The sequence below is a fragment of the Caloranaerobacter azorensis DSM 13643 genome, from assembly GCF_900129995.1.
Lineage (GTDB): Bacteria > Bacillota > Clostridia > Tissierellales > Thermohalobacteraceae > Caloranaerobacter > Caloranaerobacter azorensis.
In genome coordinates this window covers 1-14,742 of sequence record NZ_FQXO01000056.1, presented here as the reverse complement: position 1 = coordinate 14,742, position 14,742 = coordinate 1, and the positions used below count along the sequence as shown (strand labels likewise).

General features: G+C 30.9%; 13 protein-coding genes. 8 read left to right on the top strand and 5 right to left on the bottom strand.

The window, feature by feature from the left end; all coding sequences use genetic code 11:
• Both BUB51_RS09060 and BUB51_RS13455 read left to right on the top strand, forming a co-directional pair.
• Nucleotides 1–303: hypothetical protein (locus BUB51_RS09060; protein ID WP_073197227.1), on the top strand; the 303-nt coding region annotated here is incomplete at its 5' end.
• Between the two features lie 131 nt (nt 304–434).
• Complete coding sequence (locus BUB51_RS13455; RefSeq protein WP_143153595.1) at nt 435–1,025, top strand: hypothetical protein; 591 nt, start codon at nt 435–437, stop codon at nt 1,023–1,025.
• A 154-nt stretch (nt 1,026–1,179) separates the two neighbouring features.
• Here the strand turns inward: BUB51_RS13455 and BUB51_RS09050 are convergent, their stop codons facing one another.
• A complete protein-coding gene (locus BUB51_RS09050; protein ID WP_073197225.1) occupies nt 1,180–1,542 on the bottom strand; it encodes a hypothetical protein in 363 nt (120 codons plus the stop codon).
• A gap of 52 nt (nt 1,543–1,594) precedes the next feature.
• On the opposite strand from BUB51_RS09050, the gene BUB51_RS09045 reads away from it, so the two are divergent.
• Both BUB51_RS09045 and BUB51_RS09040 read left to right on the top strand, forming a co-directional pair.
• Nucleotides 1,595–2,188, top strand: a complete 594-nt coding sequence (locus BUB51_RS09045) for a DUF7986 domain-containing protein (protein WP_073197223.1) — start codon at nt 1,595–1,597, stop codon at nt 2,186–2,188.
• A gap of 39 nt (nt 2,189–2,227) precedes the next feature.
• The gene (locus tag BUB51_RS09040; protein ID WP_073197221.1) at nt 2,228–3,517 is read left to right on the top strand and encodes a site-specific integrase; all 1,290 of its coding nucleotides are present in this window, start codon (nt 2,228–2,230) and stop codon (nt 3,515–3,517) included.
• Nucleotides 3,518–3,570: 53 nt separating this feature from the next.
• Here the strand turns inward: BUB51_RS09040 and BUB51_RS09035 are convergent, their stop codons facing one another.
• The 3 genes from BUB51_RS09035 to BUB51_RS09025 are packed head-to-tail and all read right to left on the bottom strand — an operon-like array spanning nt 3,571 to nt 7,332.
• Complete coding sequence (locus tag BUB51_RS09035) at nt 3,571–4,896, bottom strand: ABC transporter permease (RefSeq protein ID WP_073197219.1); 1,326 nt, start codon at nt 4,894–4,896, stop codon at nt 3,571–3,573.
• 14 nt (nt 4,897–4,910) lie between these two features.
• The gene (locus BUB51_RS09030; protein WP_073197217.1) at nt 4,911–6,596 is read right to left on the bottom strand and encodes an efflux RND transporter periplasmic adaptor subunit; all 1,686 of its coding nucleotides are present in this window, start codon (nt 6,594–6,596) and stop codon (nt 4,911–4,913) included.
• A 28-nt stretch (nt 6,597–6,624) separates the two neighbouring features.
• Complete coding sequence (locus BUB51_RS09025; protein WP_073197215.1) at nt 6,625–7,332, bottom strand: ABC transporter ATP-binding protein; 708 nt, start codon at nt 7,330–7,332, stop codon at nt 6,625–6,627.
• Nucleotides 7,333–7,748: 416 nt separating this feature from the next.
• Between BUB51_RS09025 and fabZ the strand changes: the two genes are divergently transcribed.
• On the top strand, nt 7,749–8,180 hold the full coding sequence (gene fabZ, locus BUB51_RS09020; protein WP_073197213.1) for a 3-hydroxyacyl-ACP dehydratase FabZ: 432 nt from the start codon (nt 7,749–7,751) through the stop codon (nt 8,178–8,180).
• Nucleotides 8,181–8,222: 42 nt separating this feature from the next.
• Here fabZ and megL read toward each other — a convergent pair whose 3' ends face one another.
• Nucleotides 8,223–9,395 (bottom strand): methionine gamma-lyase, encoded by a 1,173-nt coding sequence (gene megL / locus BUB51_RS09015; RefSeq protein ID WP_143153594.1) that lies wholly within the window; start codon nt 9,393–9,395, stop codon nt 8,223–8,225.
• 320 nt (nt 9,396–9,715) lie between these two features.
• On the opposite strand from megL, the gene BUB51_RS09010 reads away from it, so the two are divergent.
• The 3 genes from BUB51_RS09010 to BUB51_RS09000 are packed head-to-tail and all read left to right on the top strand — an operon-like array spanning nt 9,716 to nt 14,626.
• A complete protein-coding gene (locus BUB51_RS09010; RefSeq protein ID WP_073197211.1) occupies nt 9,716–10,321 on the top strand; it encodes a TetR/AcrR family transcriptional regulator in 606 nt (201 codons plus the stop codon).
• Nucleotides 10,322–10,346: 25 nt separating this feature from the next.
• Nucleotides 10,347–12,443 carry an efflux RND transporter permease subunit gene (locus BUB51_RS09005; RefSeq protein WP_073197209.1) on the top strand — a complete coding sequence of 699 codons (2,097 nt, stop codon included), beginning with the start codon at nt 10,347–10,349 and terminating at the stop codon, nt 12,441–12,443.
• 2 nt (nt 12,444–12,445) lie between these two features.
• Nucleotides 12,446–14,626: a methyl-accepting chemotaxis protein gene (locus BUB51_RS09000; protein ID WP_073197207.1), complete on the top strand. Its 2,181-nt coding sequence runs from the start codon at nt 12,446–12,448 to the stop codon at nt 14,624–14,626.
• Nucleotides 14,627–14,742: the final 116 nt, after the last annotated feature.

Sequence of the window (14,742 nt, the reverse complement as noted above, 5' to 3'; positions counted from 1 at the left end):
GAATTTTGGAAATTAGAAGATTTTAAAAGTACAAAATACAACTTTATAGTATTTCATATAGTTATGTTATTGATAGGATATATGTATTTTCAAATATACAAAAACACAGAAGAAGGGCAAAAGTATGCCAAAAAAAGTTTACCAGTAGCTATAAAGAAGTATGTATGTAAAAAAGAAAAGAAAGTAATAATCTACAGGGGTAGGTACTTTGCAATCTTCAACTTCCTAGAATTTATAAAATTGTATAGTTCTTGTAGCGAAGAGATTCAATCACTCCTTGATCCTATTTTAGCTTTAGTATAGCATAAATGAATTTAATTTTTCATATTACGAATTGAAGTTATAGAAAATAAAAATTGCATTAATTTTTAAATTAATTTATAATGGTAGTGATGAAGTGTTTTTTGTGTTAATTATATTGGGGTGGTGTGGTTATGGAAAAGGAATTATTATTGACAATTAGAGATATGCTTAAAGAGGAATTAAAACCTTTAAAAGACGAAATGAAAGGCATGAAGAGTCAGATTGATAGTATGCAGAATCAAATGAATAGCATGCAGAGTCAAATTGATGGTATGCAGAATGAGATGAAAGGCATGAAGAGTCAGATTAATGATATGCAAAGCGAAATGAAGAGTATGCAGAATCAGATGAATAACATGCAGGGACAAATTAATGGTATGCAGAGTGAAATGAAAGACATGAAGAGTCAGATTAATGGCATGCACAGTGAAATGAAGGGTATGCAGGGCGATATAAAAGGTATAAGAGATGAAGTAAGAGACGTAAAAGTTGAAATGGCTGGTATGAAAAATAAAGTAGATGAAACTTATGAAATTGTTAAAGCTTTAGAACATCGAGCACAAGTGAATAAAGCAGAACATGATCAAATGAGAAATGATATAGCATATATAAAAGGAGATGTACAAACGATAAAAAGGGCAATTTATAGAATTGAAGAAGCTACAGCAAATAATTGGGCAGATATTGCAAGATTAAAACAAGTAAACATGGAAAGAATGTAGAGTCTGCTATGATTGCCAAAATTATATGGGTTTATGTATATTACCATATAATTTTGGCAATACTTTTATAATAGGGAAAGTTTGTTTTTACACTACTGTTTATTTTTTATTATTGCTAGAAAGGAGTTTTTATTTTCGTTTAAGCACAAATTTTTTATACTGGTCTGCGTTTTAAAGTTCTAATTGATATTTCATGTTCGCCTAATACTTCAATGATGGATTTATTGTCTTCTTTAATACTTTTTAGAGTATTCTTCATATTGGTTATTTTTCCGTTTAAATGTGCAAGATTATTTATTATTTTATCGTGTTCAGCTTTGTTTATTTCTGCTTTATGTTCTAATGCTTTCAATATTAAATGATCTTCTTCTTGTAGAGTTTTTATACTTTTAATGTCACCTTTCATACTATTGATATCATCTTCCATGTTGTGAATAGAAACTTTGACAGGCTTTAATTCTTCTTTAATTATAGCTCTAATGCTATTTAATAATTCTTCATTCATGTTAAGTGTCATTGACTCGCATTCAAAAATACTATACTACTTTTTAGCAAGTCAATGGGATACTGTGGGGAAAAATAAAGATTATTATAGACAATTATCTAATGATATGATTCTTAGGCTGAATGAAGGTGTGACTTTAAAACTAATGAAATACATTCAGGATTTTTTAAAAGAAGGCAGATTACAAGATGCTGCAATAAGTTTTGATTATATAGGATTAAATGAAAGAGACACTTATATAGTATTTAATACATGGTTTAGTATGGATTATATTACACCTTATGGGAAAAGTTTTGTTAGACATTTTTTAGAAGAGAGAAGACATGAAATATCTAAATATGAGAAACAAATACTAGAAGAAAGAGAGAGAAGCTATATAAGCCTATATGAAGTTATTAATATAAGAGGAGATAATGTAACAGTATTTGATTTAATTTGTAAGAGAGTAGAGATTTTATATCAGCCGGAAAATATTGATATGTTTGAGATAGGTAGTGTTTTTTTAGGACGTATATCGGATTTATTGGGACGCAAAAAGTTTATAGCTGTATTTCATCAAATTGATATTAAGATTAAGAATTTATTATTAAATAGTATTCTCAATGATTATTATAGCTGCAAATCGGAAGAACCTATGTTAAAAATCAGAGAATATTAAAAAAAATACAGCAATAGAGTATATTATATTTTGAGTCAAATGTATGGATTTAAAAAAGATAAACAAATTAAACGAATTGAAAAACAGATTAAAGAATTTGAAAACTATTTAAGAGATGAAAAAGGATTATCAGAAAAAACTATTGAAGTTCATATTAGAAACTTAAGAGAATTTTATCGTTTTTATCTAGAAGATACTAATATTACTTTAGTTGATATTAATGCAGATATGGTTGAAGAGTTTATAATGGATGGTATAATAGATATGTTTTTTCATTCAAAAAATGATTTAAGTTCAAATATTACTACATTAAGAAAATTTGTTTCTTATTTAAAAAAGAAAAAATATATTGATGCGGAGAATTATAATAAAATTACTGATATATTAAAAAATAAAGATTATTATATAGAAAAATTTGTTAGATATAAAGATGTGATAGAGCGTAAGATATCATTTGAGGATTGGTTTGATGATAATTATCAAGATGAAATCGTGAGTATCGAGTTTGAAATAGATAAAAAACTTAAAAATATTATTGATGAGTATATACTAGATGAAAATAATTCATTTATAACTGATTTCGATACTTATATAGATTACATAGCTAAAAATAAAGTTAAAGTTACAAAGTTAAACAAATATATTCAAAGAAAACATTTGCTAAATTTAAATGATATGATGATAAACAGTATTGAAGTTAAAAAGACTGTTAATCAAATAGATATCCCTATTTTACATCTTTTTTATAAATTTGGTGTAGATAATTTTATTTTAACAATTGATGATAAAGATAATATATCTATCAGCAGCAATATTTCTAAATATGATGAGTTAAGTATAAATGAAAAAATTGCCGTATTTATAGATTATATTTGGAATAAAATGGATTGGAACGAGATAGGGCTTCAGGATATAAAAGAAGAGTATCAGAATAGAAAAGAATTTGCAAAAATTTTAGCACGTTTAGAAACATGTAGATATTATGACTATGAGAATGTAACTATTTTACACCGACTTGAAGGCAGTGAGGCTAATATATTTGGGTTTTTAGTACCAACAGTTATTCCGGGTTGTATGCATGTAGCACAGGTATTTAACTCTAGAATATTGAAATATTTTAGTTATTTAGGGTTATTAGAAATAAGTTTTAAAGAAGATGCAAACGTTTCTTACAAAAAATATGGATATGATATTGATAAAATAAAGGTGAGTAAATTTGGAAAAGAAATTTTTAAATATTTAGGAGGAACAGATAATTTAATCGAAGAAACAAAGAATATGAAAGGAAAAGTAATAAATTTATTCAGCAGAAAGAAAATTAAAAAATAGATAATAAAAAATAAGGGCAGTTTTAATTGCCCTTATTTTTGTGAAATGTTTTATTATTGTCTTCTCAATGCTTCTACAGGTGGAACTGATGAAGCTGATACAGCAGGATATACTCCGAACAATAGACCAGAGACTAATGCAACTACGGTCGATACTTTTATGGCCTGTAAACTTATAGCTGTTTCAAAACCATATTTTTCAAATATATTCATACCCCATATTCCTGCTACAATTCCAGCAATAGAGCCTATTATACTTACATATAACGCTTCTAAAATGAATTGGAACAATAAGTCCCCTTGTTTTGCTCCCAGTGCTCTCCTTACTCCTATTTCTTCAGTCCTTTCAGTTACTGCAACCAACATTATATTCATTATACCAAGTCCGCCTACTAATAAAGATACGGCGGCTATTCCACCTAATAATAATGTCATTACACGATTAGCTTTATCGGCTTCTTTTACAAGTTTGTTTAAACTAGTTATAGTTATCAAATCTTCGCCTCTAGTTGGTATAAATGAATTATTATTTCTTGGTGACTTATCTTCGCCAAAATTGCCTCCATCTGAATCCAGAGTTTTTTCGCCATTTGGACTGTTTTGAGATTTAAGTGCGGCTGTTGGAGATTTCTGATCTATTCCTAATTTTCTTTTAAATATTCTTCCAAGTTGTACGACTACTAAATCTGCATCTTTTTTTGATGCGGCTTTTCCCCAAATTTCTTCAACAGTTCTTTTTTCAGCTATTTTCTGTGCTGCGGTATATGGGATTAAAATTTTATTATCTATATCGTCTGCATTACCTGCGCCTTTAGGTGCAAGAACTCCGATAATCCTATAATTTTCACCATTTAGTTTTATAGTACGTCCAACTGGACTTCTTCCTCCTAGTAAACCTCTTCCTATGTTATATCCTAAAACTGCAACGGGCGCACGCTGTGTTACATGAAGTTTAGTAAAGAAATGGCCAGAAATAACTTTATGGTCTCTGATTTGAGGAAATTGTTCATTTACACCTATTATATCTATATTTCCTCTTGTCCTTTTCCATCTTATTAATGTATTAGTTTTAATAACGGGGCTAGCCATTTCTAACCCTTCTACTCTTTCGACTAATTCCTGTGCTTCTTCGGCATCAAATTCCACAAAAGGCTTATGGGCTTTAATTATGATAACATTAGAACCAAAACTTTCAAATTGTTCGATAACAGCTTTTCTGGCTCCTTCACCTATACCCATTAAGCTTATTACAGAAGCAACACCTATTGCAATTCCCAATATTGTCAAAGCAGACCTTAAAGGTTTAGATAAAATTCCATGAGCAGCCATTTTTGCAGCAAACCAACATCTTATAAAGAAGGAAAGTATTTTATTAGTCATTTACTTATTCCTCCTTATTCTTGTGTTTTTGAATCTGTATTTTGCTGCTCTTTGGAATTATTATTCTTATCTGGCAGCAATGTGTCATTAGATTTTATATGTTCGCTTGGAAGTATGTCTGCACTGCTTCCTGTTATTACAAGGTCACCTTCTTTTAATCCACTTTTTACTTCCGCATAGCGGTCATTCATAAGCCCTAGTTTTACGGGTACTGCTTTTACAGTTCCGTTTGGTTCTAGTACTTCCACCATGAATTTTCCATCTTCTTCGAATATTGCTTCAATAGGTACTAATAGCACATTTTCAGCACTTCCAGCATCGATATATACATTTGCCTGCATACCGGGTTTTAATTTAGGTCCGCCTTTAACTTGAATGATTACATCATATTTTGTTATTCCGTTATTATTTTCTCCTCTTGTTGAAACATCGATAACTTTACCTTCAAATACTTCACCAGGAATAGCATCTACTGTTACTTTAACAGGAGCATCCTGTTTAACATTAACTATGTCTATATCATCAACCTGTGTCCATACTTCCATTTCATTTGTATTAAATACAGAACCAATCCATCTACCAGGTCTTACAGTTTCTCCTTCTTCAATACTGATATATGCGATTATACCGTCTAGCTTTGACCTTATTTCTAAATTTTCTAAACTGCTTTTTAATTTGCTTATTTCTAATTCAAGTAATTTAATTTCTTCTAGCTTGTCTTGAATCATTTTTTGAGTATCAGCTCCAGCCATTGATAAGATAGGTTCGCCTTTTTTTATAACTTCCATATCATGTACGAAAACTTCTGTCACTATAGCTTCTGCTCTATTGATAACTCTTTTTTCTTCTATAAAACTATCTACACTAGCTTTATTAACAAAGAAATTTGCAAAAGAAGGATTGTTGTCATCTGGTAAACCTACATAAACCTCCATACCAGGCTGAACTAATCCAGGATTTTTAGCTACTACAGTTATCCAGTATACGAAACCTTTAGGATTTCCATCTTTATCTTTATCTGGTACTGGGTCTTGACTAACTTCGGTTATTGTACCTTCATATAGATTGTCAAAATTAGAGAAACGTAAAACAACCTTTTGCCCTTCTTTTACTCTTTTTATTTCTACAGGTGTTAATTTTGCTCTTACTTTGAATTTTGAATCGTCTACAATTCTACATACTAGATATCCAAGTTCTAATTTATCGCCTTCTTCTACCTTTAAATTTATAATTCTTCCGCTGATAGGAGCTGTTACAGTAATACCTTTTGCAGGGTTTATATTATCTATTTCTTCTAAAGGAGTACCTGTCATTTCGGCTAACTGTTCTTTTTTCATCTTTAAACTTTCTTTTTTACTATCAATTTCTTTTTCAATTTGAGTTGATTTTAATCTTGCTATTAATTGATCTTTTTTAACGTGGTCTCCTTCTTTTACTAATATCTCATCTATTATGTAGTTTATCGAAAGGCCATCAAGGTCTATATTTTCAGGCACTCTAATTCCACCACCATGTGTAGCATCAAGTCTACCACTTGTTTCAACTCCTACAGAAATATTTCCTCTTACTACTTTTTTTGTTGCATAGACAGGACCTGTTACCTCTTTTACTTCTGCTGGCATTAATTGTTTGTAGGCATAAAGTCCACCGCCTAATACTATTAATAATATAAGTATTATCATCATCACACGCTGTAACATATTATCACCCTTCTAAATTTTAATTTTTTTAGACGCTTTTTACTGTTGACTTGTCCAATATTTCAACTTTTTCTATATTTCCATCTAAAAGATGATATATTTTATGTCCATATAAGGCTATTTTTCTTTCATGGGTTACCTGTACTATAGTAATTTTTAATTCTCTGTTTAATTTTTGGAATATGTTCATTATGGTTTCACTTGTGCGCGAATCTAATGCACCTGTTGGTTCGTCTGCAAGTATTAAGGAGGGATTACTCGATATAGCTCTAGCTATTGCTACCCTCTGCTGCTCTCCACCAGAGAGCTGGGATGGCAAATGATTCATTCTATCTCCTAAACCTACAGCCTCTAATGCTTCTTTAGCAATTTTTTTGCGTTTTTTACCTAAAATACCTTGATAAATAAGTGGCAATTCAACATTTTCTAATGCACTTAAATTAGGTAAAAGATGAAAACGCTGAAATACAAAACCGATAAATTGATTTCGAATGTCGGCTAGCTGTCCATCTCTTAATTTTTCCACATGTTTATCTCTAATCATATATGTACCTGATGTTGGGAGATCGAGACATCCTATTATGTTTAATAATGTTGATTTGCCAGAACCAGATGGCCCCATAATGGACACGAAATCTCCATCTTCAATTTTTAGGTCAATTCCATTCAATGCATTTACTTGGATTTGACCATTTTTATAACTTCGTGTTATGCCTTTTAGCTCAAGTAGAGACAAAAAATTCCCCCCTTTTAGAAAAATATTAATATTATTTTATACTAGTGTTCAAAATCTGAATTATATTACAATTAACTATGTTTTATATATTAGCTGGTAACTTTCTGCTTGTTTAATTTAGACGTATTAAAGCAGATGTTACCAGCTTTTCAAATATAAAAATTATGATAAAATATTTACATCTTATATATTTGTGATTCATTAAAAATATTATATTCATTTATTGAACACTAGCAATATTTTGACAAAAATCCATCATATTCTATTATATCATCAAGTTGCTTTATGTCAATAAGAATATACAATCAAACTAGACAAAATCAATGATTTGAATAATATATGACAGATTTTTATGATAAAATATAAAATATAATTTTATTAATATTATTTAAAAATTTTTCGCAAGGAGGAATATTATGCTTACAAACGTTGATATTCAAAAAATCATCCCACATAGATATCCATTTCTTTTAGTCGACAAAATCATTGAAATAGAAGACGGCAAAAAGGTCGTAGGAATAAAAAATGTAACAATAAATGAGCCTTTCTTTCAAGGACATTTTCCGGGCAACCCTATAATGCCAGGAGTACTTATCGTAGAAGCTATGGCTCAAGTTGGAGCAGTAGCGGTATTAAGTCTTGAAGAAAATAAAGGGAAATTAGCTGTGTTTGCAGGAATAGATAATGCTAGATTTAAAAAACAAGTAAAACCGGGAGATACATTGAGAATGGAAGTAGAACTTATTTCGTTTAGGAGAGGTATAGGTAAAGCAGAAGCAATTGCATATGTAGGTGATGAAGTAGCCTGCAAAGGAACATTGATGTTTGCTTTAGTTGATAATGAGTAAAATAAGCCCCACTCATAATATAAAGAGTGGGGTTTTATCATCTTATTTTATTTTAGCCAAAGCCTGTTCTAAATCTGCTATAATGTCTTCTACATTTTCTATTCCTACTGAAAGTCTAACTAAACCATCAGTAATTCCGGCTTTTAACCTCTCTTCTCTCGGAACAGGAGAATGAGTCATACTTGCAGGATGCTGTATTAATGAATCAACACAGCCTAAACTTACTGCTAAAGATATCATCTTAACATTATTCATTAATGTTTTTCCTGCTTCGATACCGCCTTTTAATTCAAATGCTATCATTGCACCAAAATCCTTTGACTGTCTTTTAGCTAATTCATGTTGTGGATGAGATTTAAGTCCAGGATAGTGAACTTCGCTTACAGCTGGATGATTTACTAGGTACTCAGCGACTTTTTTCGCATTACTACAATGGATATCCATTCTTGGACCTAATGTTTTAAGACCACGAACTAGAAGCCAAGCGTCGAAAGGACTGATGATTCCACCCAAATCTTTGAAATAAGGGAATTTCATGTTTTCAATAATATCATTTGAACTGACAATAATACCTGCAACGACATCACCATGACCGCCAATATATTTTGTTGCACTATGTACAACGATATCTGCTCCTAAGTCTAATGGTTTCTGCAAATACGGAGTCATAAAAGTGTTGTCAACAATTAAGTAAGCATTATGTTTGTGGGCTATTTCAGAAACGGCTTTAATATCTGTTATTAATAGTGTGGGATTGGCAGGAGTCTCTATGTAGATAACTTTTGTATTATTACGAACAGCTTTTTCAATTTCGTCTAGATTAGATGTATCTACAAATGTTGTTTCAATATTAAAACGTGGAAGTACATGAGACATTAGACTGTGAGTGCATCCATAAAGAGCCTTTCCGGCAACTATGTGATCGCCTGCTTTTAATAGAGAGAGTAAAACAGTAGATATAGCAGCCATTCCAGAACCAGTTGCAATAGCAGCTTCACCATTTTCTAATGCAGCCATTTTTTCTTCTAATTCAGATATATTTGGGTTTCCTAAACGCGTATAAATATAACCTTCTTCGGTGCCTTCAAATCTTCGTGCTCCTTGTTCAGCACTGTCAAAAATGAAGGTAGATGTTTGAAAAATAGGTGTAGCATGTGCCCCAGCTGTTTTATCATGCTTATGTCCTGCATGAATTGCTTTTGTGTGAAACTTCATTTTTATATTCCCCCTCAAATCGTTAATTTAGAAAATTTCCATACTTTTATTATAATATTTTTGCGTTAACTTTACTAAATTAAATTTTAGTAAAAAATTAACAAAGTTAGTACTAATGTAATTAACGAATACTTATACTATAAATTCCCAAAATCCAAAGAGAATTATATGTTTAGACTGTTGACAAGTTCGGGACGGATTGACCATACTTTTTTTGTTTCAAAAAATTAATGAATAAAAATATTGACCGATGGTCATTTTAATAGTATACTTTAGATATAAAAAATGACCATTGGTCATAATTTTGAGAAAGGAGTTGAATGATAAACAAATTGTCAAAGGTATTAAAGAATAAACAAAAAAAGGAAAAGTCGCTGTATGCTGCAGCATACGAACTGTTTACGACAAAGGGAATTCATAATACAGCAATAAGTGACATAGCCAAAAAAGCTGGCGTAGCTAAAGGAACTTTTTACCTGTATTTTAAAGACAAATATGATATATTGGACAGAATTATACTTAGAAAAAGTTCATCAGTATTAAAAGAAGCAATCAAGGCAACAAAAGAGCAAGAGATAACAGATTTTGTTAACCAAGTTATTTTCTTCATTGATTTCATTATTGAATATTTAAAAGACAATAAGGTACTTTTAAAACTTATTTACAAAAATCTTTCATGGGGTCTATACAGAAGAGCTTTGGCAGATACGAGTGGGTATAATGAAATGAAAGAAATTTTTAACTCTTTCATGGAAAGCATGAAAGATGAAAAATACGATTCAGAAAATCCTGAAAAGACTCTATTTATGATTATAGAACTTACAGGTTCAGTGTGCTACAGCTCAATAATATTAGAAGAACCGACTACGATTGATGAAATGAAACCAATATTATTTAAAACAATTCGCAAAATGATACAAAAATAATTCAAGCAAAAAAGGAGATGGGCATATGCTTAAGTTTGGTAGGTTTATAGCTAAAAACAGAATTTTAGTTTTAATCATCTCAGTGCTTTTATTACTTCCTTCTGCATATGGGATTATTAAAACTAGAATAAACTACGATATATTAACGTATCTGCCAGAAAATTTAGATTCCATGAAAGGGCAGCGTATATTGAATGATGTATTCTCTAATGCAGCTACCGGGATGCTGATGATAGAAAATATGGAGCCTAAAGACGTTGTAAAGATAAAAGAAAAGATTTCACAAATAGATGGCGTAGAAAAAGTAACATGGATAAGCGATTTTTTAGATGAAAGTGTTCCAAAAGAAATACTACCTAGTGAAATAAGAGATACATTCTTTAGAGAAAATTCGACATTACTTACAATTCAGTTTGAACATGAAGCAGCATCAGATGAGACACAAAAAGCTATAGAAGATATCAGAAAAGTTCTAAATAAACAGTGCTTTTTAAGTGGTATGTCGGCAATAGTAAAAGATACTATTGAATTAGCAGATAGAGAAACACCAATATATGTACTATTAGCAGTAATATTGGCGGTAATAGTATTAGCTTTAACACTAGAATCTACAATAATACCAGTAATATTCTTATTAGCAATAGGAATGGCGATAGTTTATAACTTCGGAACAAATACTTTCTTAGGAGAGATTTCATATATTACTAAATCGCTTGCAGCAGTATTGCAGCTAGGTGTAACAATGGACTATTCAATATTCTTACTGCACAGATACGAAGATGAACTAAAACATACGAAAGATAAAAATGAGGCTATGGCTGTAGCAATTTCAAAAACAACAGCATCCATATTAGGAAGTTCTCTTACAACGATAGCAGGTTTCTTGGCTCTAGTTGCAATGCAGTTAGGATTAGGTAAAGACATTGGAATAGTAATGGCAAAAGGAGTATTTATAGGAGTAATAGCGACTGTAACTATACTTCCAGCTTTAATTTTAACATTTGACAAGGTAATTCATAGATTTAATCATGGAACAGTGCTTCCAGAATTCGATAAAGTAGCATCTATTGTAACAAGATACTATAAAGTATTTATTGTTATAATTATCCTACTATTTATACCATCATTATATGGTAAAAACAATACTGAAGTTTATTACAATCTAGACGAATCATTGCCAAAGGATATGGAATCAATAGTAGCTTTAAACAAACTTAAAAATGAATACAATATGACAACTACACATATGATTATCGTAAAAGAAGACATACCTACTTTTAAGATAAAACAGATGATGGAAGAGATAGGAAAAGTAGATGGTATAGAAAAAGTAATAGGCTACGATAAGATATTAGGGCCAGCAATACCAGAAGAGTTTATACCTAAACAGATTAAAGAACAATTTGTAAAAGATGGATATAAATTAATACTTGCTAATTCAATATACAAAGCTGCGACAGATGAACAAAATGAACAGGTTATCAAATTAAGACAAATTATTAAGAAATACGATAAAGATGCATACATTACAGGTGAAGGTGCTTTAACGAAAGACTTAGTTGAAATAGCTGATATTGACTTTAAAAGAGTTAGTTTTATCTCAATACTTGCTATATTTGCAATAATTTTAATACTATTTGCATCAATATCAGTACCAGTTCTATTAGTTGGAATTATAGAATTAGCAATATTTATAAACATGGCAATACCTTATTATATGGGAACTGTAATTCCATTTATTGCATCAATAGTTATAGGAAGTATTCAATTAGGTGCAACAGTCGATTATGCGATACTACTTACTACAAGATTTAGAGAAGAATTGAGGAATGGACATGATAAATACGAATCAATGAGGATAGCTCTTAAAAGTTCAGCGAAATCGATTGTTACAAGTGCTTTAACCTTCTTTGGTTCGACAGTAGGAGTAGGATTTATAGCAAGAATAGAGATGATTAGAAGTCTTAGCATGATGATAGCAAGAGGGGCAATTATAAGTATGTTTGCAATATTGTTCCTATTGCCAGCAGTATTATTAATATCAGAAAGAATAATTTCAGCAACAAGCAAAAACTGGAGAACAAGACCAACACTTAAGGTTTTAACAAAAGGGAGGAATTAATTATGAAAAGAAATAGCAAATTAATGAAGGTATTAAGCACTGCATTAATCTTTACAATGATTCTTTCAAATGCTGTATTTGCGAAAGGGACAATTGAGAAAAAAGAAACAGTCTATGTTATATTGACAGAACAGGGAGTACCAAAAGATAAAATAGTTAGCGTATGGCTTCATTCAGATGAAGTAAAAGACAAAATAGTAGACAGAACAATATTAGAAAATGTAAAAAATGTAAAAGGAGAAGAAATACCAGAAAAAGAAGGCGATAAGCTAATTTGGAAAACAGATAAAAATGATATCTTCTATCAAGGTAAAACAGATAAAGAATTGCCAGTTGATGTAAAAATAACATATATGTTAGATGGAAAAGAAATTAGTCCAAAAGAATTGGCAGGAAAGTCTGGAAAGGTGAAAATAAATATAGAAGTAAAGAATAAAGATGTTCATTATATGAAAATAAAGGGTAAAAATAGAAAGCTATATACTCCATTTGTAACTGTTGTTGTAGCAGATCTTCCTATAGATAAATTTACTAATGTAAAAGTAAATAGTGGAAAAATTGTATCAGATGGAAACAATCAGATTATAACATTCATCACATTGCCAGGAATGAAGGAAAGTCTTGATTTAGACAGTGATGTTCTTAATACACCAGAAAATTTGGAGATTACAGCAGACGTTAAAGATTTTGAAATGGAACCTATAATGATTACAGTTACTCCAGAGATTCCTGAGATAGATTCATTCAAAGAGGCAGATAATTTAGACGAACTTGTTGATGGCATAGAAAAATTAAAAGAGGCAAGCAGCAAATTGAGTGATGCTACTGGCAAAATATCTGAAGGGCAAAAAATGTTAGTTGAAAATATTGATAAATTGAAAGATGGTGTAGATAAACTAGGTCAGGCTTCTAATCAATTAAAAGATGGAATAACAAGACTAGGAAAAGGCATAAAAGATGCTCATATAGGAGCTAAACAGGTTTCAGATGGAGTGAAAATATTATCAGATGGTGCAGGTAAACTAGGAACAGGAGCAGTACAGTTTAGTGAAGGGGCTGTGCAATATGCAAATAAATCAAAAGAGTTTGCAGAAGGAGCCGAGCAGGTAGCTAATGGAGTTGGGCAAATAGTAGATAACACAGATAAATTGGCTAAAGGTGCTGAAAAATTAGTATCAGGCACAGAAAAGATAATTAAAGGACAAGAGCAAATAAATTTGGGACTTTCTCAAAGTATAGAAGGACTAGAAAAACTTAAAAAAGGAAAAGAAAAAGAGTTAAAAGTTTTAGATATGCTTATAGCAGGAATGGATAAACTAATAAGTGCAGCCGAAAAAATAGAAAAAGTACCGGGAGTAAAAGAAATAGGTAAAAAGGTTGTAGTGGGACTTAAAGAACAAAGAGATAGCATGCAGCAGTTAAAAGAGTCGGGAACACAATTTTTAGAGGGATTAATTAAAATAGAGGAAGGAATAAAAGCGGCACAAGAGGGTTCTGAAAGATTAAAACTTGAGCTTTCAAAAGTTAATAAAGGGCAAAAAGATTTAGCAAACGGATTAGAAAAATTAAGTAAAGGTGCTGGAATGTTAAAACCAGCTGCACAAAAATTAAAAGAAGGTAGTCAAGGATTATCTGCAGGAGCCGATAAATTAAATAAAGCGGCAGTAGAACTAAATAATGGAGCTAATAAGTTTGTAGAAGGAACACAAAAATTAGTGGTTGGTTCACAAAAAGTTACTGAAGGTTTAGCTAAACTTGATAAGGGAACAGATGCTCTAGTAAATGGTGCAGATGAATTTAGTAAAGGTAGTAAGAAAGTAACAGATGGAATGAGCAAATTATCAGAAGGAGCAAAAAAATTAGCAAAAGGAACAGAAGAATTAGATAAAAACATGAAAAAATTTGATCGAGAAGGAATAGGGGAGCTTAAAGATAAAGTAGATGAAAGCACAGAAGATTTAGAAGAAATAATCGAAGTAAAAGATGAAATACTAAAATTATCAGAAAACTATCAGACATTCACAGGACTAGGTGAAGATATGACAGGTAGCGTGAAATTTATAATGAAAACAGACGAAATTAAAAAGCCAAAAGAAAAAGTAATAGTAAAAAAAGAGACAAAGAAAGAAAAAGAAAACTTCTTCACTTGGATTAAGAATGCTATAAAAGATATATTTAATTAAAAGAGGCGGATAATCCGTCTCTTTTACGTGCGCCGGGCATGCGTAACAACTAGGTGGTGAGAGTCCACTGTGGGGGTTGACCGTGCCAACCACTAGCCAAAGGCAAGGGTGTCCAT

Bases quoted from the DNA above. Each gene is read 5' to 3' on its own strand.
- BUB51_RS13455 (WP_143153595.1), top strand. From the start codon at position 435: ATGGAAAAGGAATTATTATTGACAATTAGAGATATGCTTAAAGAGGAA.
- BUB51_RS09050 (WP_073197225.1), bottom strand. From the start codon at position 1,542: ATGACACTTAACATGAATGAAGAATTATTAAATAGCATTAGAGCTATA.
- BUB51_RS09040 (WP_073197221.1), top strand. From the start codon at position 2,228: ATGTATGGATTTAAAAAAGATAAACAAATTAAACGAATTGAAAAACAG.
- BUB51_RS09035 (WP_073197219.1), bottom strand. From the start codon at position 4,896: ATGACTAATAAAATACTTTCCTTCTTTATAAGATGTTGGTTTGCTGCA.
- BUB51_RS09030 (WP_073197217.1), bottom strand. From the start codon at position 6,596: ATGTTACAGCGTGTGATGATGATAATACTTATATTATTAATAGTATTA.
- fabZ (WP_073197213.1), top strand. From the start codon at position 7,749: ATGCTTACAAACGTTGATATTCAAAAAATCATCCCACATAGATATCCA.
- megL (WP_143153594.1), bottom strand. From the start codon at position 9,395: ATGAAGTTTCACACAAAAGCAATTCATGCAGGACATAAGCATGATAAA.
- BUB51_RS09010 (WP_073197211.1), top strand. From the start codon at position 9,716: ATGATAAACAAATTGTCAAAGGTATTAAAGAATAAACAAAAAAAGGAA.
- BUB51_RS09005 (WP_073197209.1), top strand. From the start codon at position 10,347: ATGCTTAAGTTTGGTAGGTTTATAGCTAAAAACAGAATTTTAGTTTTA.
- BUB51_RS09000 (WP_073197207.1), top strand. From the start codon at position 12,446: ATGAAAAGAAATAGCAAATTAATGAAGGTATTAAGCACTGCATTAATC.